Source organism: Achromobacter spanius, assembly GCF_039673305.1.
Lineage (GTDB): Bacteria > Pseudomonadota > Gammaproteobacteria > Burkholderiales > Burkholderiaceae_B > Achromobacter > Achromobacter spanius_F.
In genome coordinates, this window is the sequence record NZ_JBDJLJ010000045.1 from 39,285 (window position 1) to 46,783 (window position 7,499).

The window sequence follows — 7,499 nt, forward strand, 5'->3', positions numbered from 1 at the left end:
CAGGCTTACTTGGATTTCGCGACGGCCTGGTTCCAGGCCGCGACCACCGATTCGTACTCGGTGGCGGCCGCTTCCTGGCTGACCGGGAAGATCTTGATCGTGGCCAGGTCCGGCAGCGTGGTCAGATTGGCCACCGCGATGTCCGTGCGGGTGGGGCGGCGGAAGTTCTTCACCAGTTGGGCTTCCTGCGACTCCTTGCTCAGCAGGCCGTCGTAGAGGGCCTTGGCAGCGTCCAGGTTCTTGGCGCCCTTGATGATGAACATGCCTTCGGGGGCCAGATAGCTGCCTTCCGTCGGATACACCAGCTTGATCTCCTTCTGCCCGCCCGCCACGTATTCCTGCGCGGCGTATTCCAGCGTCATGCCCACGGCGTACTCGCCCGCCGCCACGCCCTTGTAGGTGGTGCCCGACGAGGCCGTGACGACAGCGTTGGCGGCGATCTTGTCCAGGCCTTCCTGGCCGAACTGCTTGTACAGGCCGTACACCAGCATGTAGGCCGTGCCGCTCTTGGACGGATCGGTGATGGCGAACTTGTTCTTCCATTGCGGCTGCATCAGGTCGGACCACGACGCCGGGACCGGCAGGCCCTTGAGCTGGCGCTCGTTGACCATCATGACCATGACGTGCACGTTGGTGCCGACCCACAGGTCGTCGGGGCCGCGGAACTGCGCCGGAATCTTGTCCAGGTCCGCGGGGCGGTACGGCTGCAGGTGCTGGCGGTAGGCGCCCAGCGTGCCAAAGCCGCCGCTCCAGAAGAGGTCGCCGCGCGGGTTCTGCGATTCGGCCTCGATGCGCTTCATCATGGTGCCCGTGCCGCCGGTGACGGGCTGCACATTGAGCTTGGGCGACTTCTTCTTCACCGCATCCAGCGCGGTCTCGATGGTTTCGGTGTTGTTGGACGAATAGAGCACGACGTTCTGGGCGTGCGCCGTGCCCGTTGCCAGGGCCGCGGCCAGGACGCTGTACTGGAGAAGGTGCTTGAGTTGCATGGGTAGCCTCTGTGCGAGTGGGTTATTTGCCGGAGAACAGCTTGATGCGGAATGCCTTCACGGACACGATGATGGGCAGCACGATCACGGTGACCAGAGCCGCGCCATAGGCGGACGCCATGCCCAGCCTGCCGCCGTCGACCTGGCGGAAGATGGCGATGGGCATGGTTTCCAGGCCGCCGCTGTAGGCCACGATGGACGCGGACAGCTCCGAGATCGTGGTGAGCCACATCAGGATGGCGGCCGAGATGATCGACGCCTTCATGGCGGGCAGGATCACCTTGAAGAACGTCATGAGCGGGGATACGCCCAGGCTGATCGAGGCCTCCTCGATCGACTCGGGGATGTTGAACAGGACGGACGACGCGTTGCGCACCGCGAAGGGCAGGCGGCGCACCGTGTAGCACAGCACCATGATTCCCGACGTCCCCGCCAGCACCAGCCAGCCGGTATTGAAGGTCTGCACCAGCGCGATCCCCAGCACGGTGCCGGAGATGGTCAGGGGCAGCACCACGATGTAGTCCAGCACCTGCGTGAAAGCGCTGCGCTTCTTGATCGTCAGGTAACTGACCAGCACCGCGAAGGCAACGCCCAGCACCGTGGCCAGCGAGGCGAACTTGAGCGAATTCAGGATGGGCTCGGGCGCGCCGTGCAGGGCGCGCTGGATGCTGGCGAGCGACCACTGCCCCCATTGCATGACCGGTCCGCTGGTCTTGGTGAAGGCCGCGATGAAGACCACGACGAGCGGCAGCAGGGACACCAGGATCACCAGGCCCACGCCGCTGGTGTAGAGCAGCGCCGTCCACGAGCGCACCCGCACGGCGGCCGGCGCGCGGCCCTGGGTCATGGTGTAGACCTTGCGTTCGACCACCCGCTTCTGGAAGAACAGCACGATGGCGACGATGGCGATCGACACCACGGACATCGCGCTTTGCAGCGTGGGGCTGCCGCCCATTTCGCTGACGAAGGTGTTGTACGTCATGACGGACAGCAGCGGCACGCGGCTGCCCAGCAGCATCGCCAGCGCAAAGTTGCCCACCACCAGCGTGAACACCACCAGCGCGTTGACGAGCACGGCGGGCAGCAGCACGGGCACCAGCACGCGCAGCTTGGTCAGGAACGGCGGGGTGCCCAGGCTCAGGCCGGCTTCCTCGAGCTGGCCGTCGAAGCCGCGCAGCGCGGCCAGCACGCCCAGGTAGATGTAGGTGTAGTAGACCAGCGTCATGGAGAAGACCATGCCGGTCCAGCCGTAGAACGAGGGCAGCGAGATGCCCGCGTCGCCCAGCAGGTTGGTCAAGAGGCCGTTGTTGCCCAGGATGAGCAGCCAGGACTGGCCGACGATGATCTCGGGGATCACGATGGTCAGCACCGGCAGGATGGCCACCAGGTTCTTCAGCGGGAAGTCGTAGCGCGCCACCATGTACGCGAAAGGCACGCCCACCAGCACGGTGCACGTGGTGACGGTCAGGCCCAGGATCAGCGTGTTGCCGAAGGCCTCCACGTATTGCGAATCGGCCAGCAGGGCCTTGAATCCTTCCAGCGTGAAGCCGCCGTCCTGGCCGGTGATGCTGTTGCCAAAGAGCACGCCCAGCGGATACAGCACGAAGAACAGCAGCAGGACCAGGCTGATCGCGGTCAGGATGCCCCAGGGCCACCATTTGATTTTCATGGCGTGCGCGTCCTCAGGCGTTGACGACGCGGCTGTCGGCGGGAATCAGCACCTGCACGGACTCGCCCGGCTGGAACTGCGCCACCATGTTGCCGGCGTGCAGTTCGACGCGGATTTCCGAGCCGTTGGCCAGGGCGATGCGATAGGCGGTCTTGAAGCCCAGGTACTGCCGCCGCAGGACCTTGCCGGGCAGCGTGTTGGGCACGTAGGGCGCCGGGGCCATGAGGGCCAGTTCCTCGGGGCGCGCGATCAGCACGCCTTGCGCGTTCAGCCCCGTGCCGCCCTGCATGCCGTCGAACTGCAGGCCGCAGAGCTCATAGCGCACATGGCCGGCGGGCGCGCCTTCCAGGCCGGTGCGGGCCGGCACGGGAATCACGTTGGCCGACCCGATGAAGTCGGCCACGTAGGCGTTGACCGGCGTGCCGTAGAGATCTTCCGGCGTGCCCAGCTGGGCGATGTCGCCGTGGTCCATGATGGCGATGCGGTCCGACATGGCCAGCGCCTCTTCCTGGTCGTGCGTGACGAACACCGTGGTGATGCCGGCTTCGCGCACCAGGTCCAGGATCACGTCGCGCATCTGCAGGCGCATCTTGGCGTCCAGGTTCGAGAGCGGCTCGTCCATCAGCAGCACGCGGGGGCGGATGACCAGCGCGCGCGCCAGCGCCACGCGCTGGCGCTGGCCGCCGCTCATCTGCGCGGGATAGCGGTCGGCCAGGGGCAGCAGTCCCACCTTGTCCAGCGCCTCGTTGACGCGCCGCGTGGTCTCGGCGCGCGCCACGCCGCGGGCGCGCAGGCCGTAGGCGACATTGTCGAAAGCGGTCTTGTCGGGGAACAGCGCGTAGTCCTGGAACACCATGCCGATGTCGCGGCGGTGCGCGGACACATGGGTCACGTCGTCCTGGTCGAACAGCAGGCGGCCGCCATCGGGCGCATAGAAGCCCGCGATGCAGCGCAACAGCGTGGTCTTGCCACAGCCGCTGGGGCCGAGCAGGGTATAGAACGCCCCGTCGGGAATGTGCAGGGAGAGGTTGCGCAGCACCTGCTGCCCGCCGAATGTCTTGACGATGCCGTCTACCGTGATCGATGCCATGTGGGTTCCTGCCTGAGGTTGCAGGCATCATAGGAACAGCGCCCGTTCGCGACCAGCAGTGTTTTTTAAGGCATGGCGTTAGATTTTCTAAGAGGTCGGCGCGTCGCCTATCCCCTAGAATGCGGCTGAACAGGGCAGGCGGCCGGTGCCGGCCGCGTCCCGACAATAAATAGACGACACAAGGGCAATAGTGGGAAAGAGCAGCACAGCGCGGCGCCTGGCGGGCGCCCGGGCGGTTGACGCCTGACATGGCGGGGCACAGCCTGCCGCCGTTGAAGGCCCTGCGCGTGTTCGAGGCGGCGGCGCGCCTGCGCAGTTTCACCGCGGCGGCCGACGAACTGAGCATCACGCACAGCGCGGTCAGCCAGCAGATCCGCATCCTTGAAGAGTATGCGGGCCAGCCCCTGTTCGCCCGCGAGGCGCGCGGCGTGGCGCTGCTGCCTTGCGCCCAGGCCTATTTTCCGGAAATCCAGGCCAGCCTGGAACGCATCGCGGCCGCCACGGCCAAGCTCAAATCCCCGGCCTATGGCGGCGCGCTGCGCGTGTGCGCCACGCCGTCGCTGACCATGAAGTGGCTGATTCCGCGCCTGTCGGCATTTCAGGCGCTGCATCCCGGCATTGACGTCCAGCTCAGTACGCAAGGCCGCCCGTTCCTGGACCGCGGCGGCGATGCCGGCAGCGACGTGCTGATCCGGCATGGCTACATGGCGCATTCGGACCTGGCCTGCGTGCATTGCCTGGACGATTTCCACGTGCCCGTCGCGTCTCCGCGCTTCATCGAGCGCAACCGCCTGACCGCGCCCGCGGACTGCCTGGGCCATCCGCTCCTGAAGATCTCGGGCGGCATGGACCATTGGCCGCGCTGGTTCGCGCTGGCCAAGGTGGACGTGCCGGCCCAGTTGCCCGGTCCTGTCTTTGACCACCAGTTCCTGTGCATGCAGGCGGCGATGAACGACCTAGGGATCGCGCTCGCACCCTGGTGTTTGCTTGAGGACGACGTGCGCGCGGACCGGCTGCGGCCGCTCTTTTCCCAGCCGCAACTGCCCAACGCGGGCGTCCACGCGCTGTACCGGCCTGACGGGCCGGCGGCGGCGCAGGCGCAGCTTTTCATTCAATGGCTCTGCACCCAGCGGCATGGGCCATCCCATCCGGCATAGACAAGGAGTTCGCATGCCTGCTTTCCCGACGGCCCCCGGCCTGCAATGGCGCGGCATCGTCCCGCCGTTGGCGCTGGCGGACTACAAGGTCATCGCCTTCGACATGGATTCCACGCTGATCTCGATCGAAACCCTGGACGAGATGGCGGACCTGATGGGCAAGAAGGCCGAAGTGGCGGCACTGACCGAGGCCGCCATGCGGGGTGAAATCGTGGATTACAAACAGAGCCTGCGCGAGCGCGTGGCGCTTCTGGCCGGCATGCCGGAGGCGGCGCTGGACGAGGTCTACGAACGGCGCCTGCAAATTAACCCGGGCGCGCAGGCGCTCATCGCGGCGTGCAAGGCGGCGGGCCTGACCTGCCTGCTGGTCACGGGAGGCTTCACGCACTTCACCGACCGCCTGCGCGTGCGCCTGGGCATGGACGACGTGCGCGCCAATGTGCTCGAGGTCAAGGACGGGCGGCTCACGGGGCGGCTCGTGCCGCAGGCGTGGGGGGATATTTGCGATGGCGAAGAGAAGCGCCGCAAGCTGGTCGAGGTCTGCGCCGCGCTGGGCGTGGGGCCTGAGCGCGCCATCGCGGTGGGCGATGGCGCCAACGATCTGCCGATGATGCGCGCGGCAGGGCTGTCGGTGGGCTACCGCGCCAAGCCTGCGGTGCGGCAAGAGGTCAAGATTGCAATCGACGAAGGCGGTTTGGATCGGCTGTTGGAAGTGGTGTCGTAGTCAATCGAAAAAAAACTAAAAAATAGGATTGCTGCGAAAAAACAACCGGAGTAGGCTGGGTTCACGACGAAGTTGGCAGAGATTACCCGCGCAGATGCGGCGCCTGGCGCCTTGATGTCGGATGGTGGATTGGCAGGGCCTTAGCTTCCGCGCGCAAGTGCCGTAATAGGAATGAGGAGTTTGGTTTTTTCCCTGTTCTTGCCTACGCCAAGGAGTTGCCATGTCCATCCGATCGTCAGTGCATGCCTTGTTGTTCGCCGCTTTGCTGGCCCCCACGATGGCCAGCGCGGATACCGGCGTCATACGCTTCGTGGGCGCCATCGTCGAACCCGGAAAGTGTATGCCCCGCGTGACGCAGGCCAGTCCCGGAGCCCATCCCCAAGTCGCCTGCGCGCCGGTTGCCGGTGGAAGGGCGTTTGATCCCGTGCGCCATGTCAAGACCGACGTGCGGGCAATCCAGTCGGCTGAAGACAAGGCGTCGGGCGCGACGCCCCGCCGTTATCTCGTCACGCTGGAATATCTGTAGCGCTCCGGCCCGTCCCGGCTTGCCGGCGGCGGCCAAAGCGCGGCGGGCCGGCCCGCCTCGCGCTCAGATCAGGCCGCGGATTTCCACGGCGGGGTCGACGTCCGCCTGATAGTCCACACCGTCGATCTCAAAGCCGAACAGGCGCAGGAAGTCGCGCTTGTAGCCCGCGAAATCGGTCAGCTGATAGATGCTGGCGGTGTCCACCTGATCCCACAGCGCCTGCACGCGCGCCTGCACGGCGGGATCCAGTTCCTTGTAGTCCGCGCGCAGGCGTCCTTCGTCGTCCATGATGGGCGACGGGCCGCACAGGCTGTCGCGGTACAGGCCGTAAACCTGTTCGATGCAGCCTTCGTGGGTGCCGTCTTCCTTCATGACCTTGAACAGTAGCGACAGGTACAGCGGCATCATGGGAATGGCCGAGCTGGCCTGCGTCACGACCGCCTTCAGCACGGACACCCGGGCGTCGCCGCCGCGCGCGGCCAGCTTGGCGCGGATGTCGAGCACCTTTTGGTCCAGGTCCTTTTTGGCGGCGCCGATGGATCCGTTCCAGTAGATGTCGTGCGTGATCTTTTCGCCGAGGTAGGTAAAGGCCGTGGTGGTGGCGCCTTCAGCCAGCACGCCGGCCTCGAGCAGCGCGTCGATCCACATCTGCCAGTCCTCGCCGCCCATGACCGCGACGGTGGCGTCGATCTCGGCCTGCGTGGCCGGTTCCAGCATGCCGTCCTTGATGACTTCCTTGTCCGTATCCAGCCCGCGCAGGGTCACCGCCTTGCCGACGGGCTTGAGCGTGGAGTTGTAGACCTGGCCGGTTTTCGGGTGAGTGCGGCGCGGGGCGGCCAGGCTGTAGATGACCTGGTCGACCTGGCCCATGCCTTCCTTGATCGCGGCGATGGTCTTCTGCTTGATCTCGTCGGAGAACGCGTCGCCGTTGATGCTCTTGGCGTAGAGGCCTTCGGCGTCCGCGAACTTGTGGAAGGCGGCGCTGTTGTACCAGCCGGGCGTGCCCGCCTTGCCGGCGTCGCCGGGGCGCTCGAAGAAAACCCCCAGCGTCTGCGCGCCACAGGCGAACGCCGCGCTGATGCGCGCGGCCAGCCCGTACCCCGTCGACGCGCCAAGCACCAGCACGCGCTTGGGCCCCCCGGCCGCCGGTCCTTGCGCCTTCACGTAGTCGATCTGATTCCTGACGTTGGCCTCGCAGCCGACGGGATGGGTGGTCACGCAGATGAAACCGCGCACGCGGGGCTTGATGATCATGGGGGCCTCTTTTTGGGGAAATGCTTGGGGGCCGCTGCCGGAATGGGCAAAAGGCGAGCAGCATTGTACGGGAGGCGCTTCGGCCGCGGG

At 66.2% G+C, this 7,499-nt stretch carries 7 protein-coding genes; 3 read left to right on the forward strand and 4 right to left on the reverse strand.

Annotated features, from left to right (window positions below; translation table 11 throughout):
• Positions 1-5: 5 nt before the first annotated feature.
• From ABE485_RS24305 to ABE485_RS24315, 3 genes are read right to left on the reverse strand one after another with little or no spacing between them, the layout of a single operon-like run.
• Positions 6-989, reverse strand: coding sequence for an ABC transporter substrate-binding protein (locus ABE485_RS24305; protein WP_346517807.1), 984 nt, complete (start codon positions 987-989; stop codon positions 6-8).
• A 22-nt stretch (positions 990-1,011) separates the two neighbouring features.
• Positions 1,012-2,658 (reverse strand): ABC transporter permease, encoded by a 1,647-nt coding sequence (locus ABE485_RS24310; protein ID WP_346517808.1) that lies wholly within the window; start codon positions 2,656-2,658, stop codon positions 1,012-1,014.
• A gap of 13 nt (positions 2,659-2,671) precedes the next feature.
• Entirely contained in the window at positions 2,672-3,748 is a 1,077-nt protein-coding gene (locus ABE485_RS24315; RefSeq protein WP_346517809.1) for an ABC transporter ATP-binding protein, read from the reverse strand.
• 248 nt (positions 3,749-3,996) lie between these two features.
• On the opposite strand from ABE485_RS24315, the gene ABE485_RS24320 reads away from it, so the two are divergent.
• The 3 genes from ABE485_RS24320 (at position 3,997) to ABE485_RS24330 (ending at position 6,155) form a co-directional block, all read left to right on the forward strand.
• A complete protein-coding gene (locus ABE485_RS24320) occupies positions 3,997-4,905 on the forward strand; it encodes a LysR substrate-binding domain-containing protein (protein ID WP_346517810.1) in 909 nt (302 codons plus the stop codon).
• Between the two features lie 13 nt (positions 4,906-4,918).
• A complete protein-coding gene (serB, locus tag ABE485_RS24325) occupies positions 4,919-5,629 on the forward strand; it encodes a phosphoserine phosphatase SerB (RefSeq protein WP_346517811.1) in 711 nt (236 codons plus the stop codon).
• Between the two features lie 220 nt (positions 5,630-5,849).
• Complete coding sequence (locus tag ABE485_RS24330; RefSeq protein WP_346517812.1) at positions 5,850-6,155, forward strand: hypothetical protein; 306 nt, start codon at positions 5,850-5,852, stop codon at positions 6,153-6,155.
• A 63-nt stretch (positions 6,156-6,218) separates the two neighbouring features.
• Here ABE485_RS24330 and fabV read toward each other — a convergent pair whose 3' ends face one another.
• Positions 6,219-7,409 carry an enoyl-ACP reductase FabV gene (gene fabV / locus ABE485_RS24335; RefSeq protein ID WP_346517813.1) on the reverse strand — a complete coding sequence of 397 codons (1,191 nt, stop codon included), beginning with the start codon at positions 7,407-7,409 and terminating at the stop codon, positions 6,219-6,221.
• Positions 7,410-7,499: the final 90 nt, after the last annotated feature.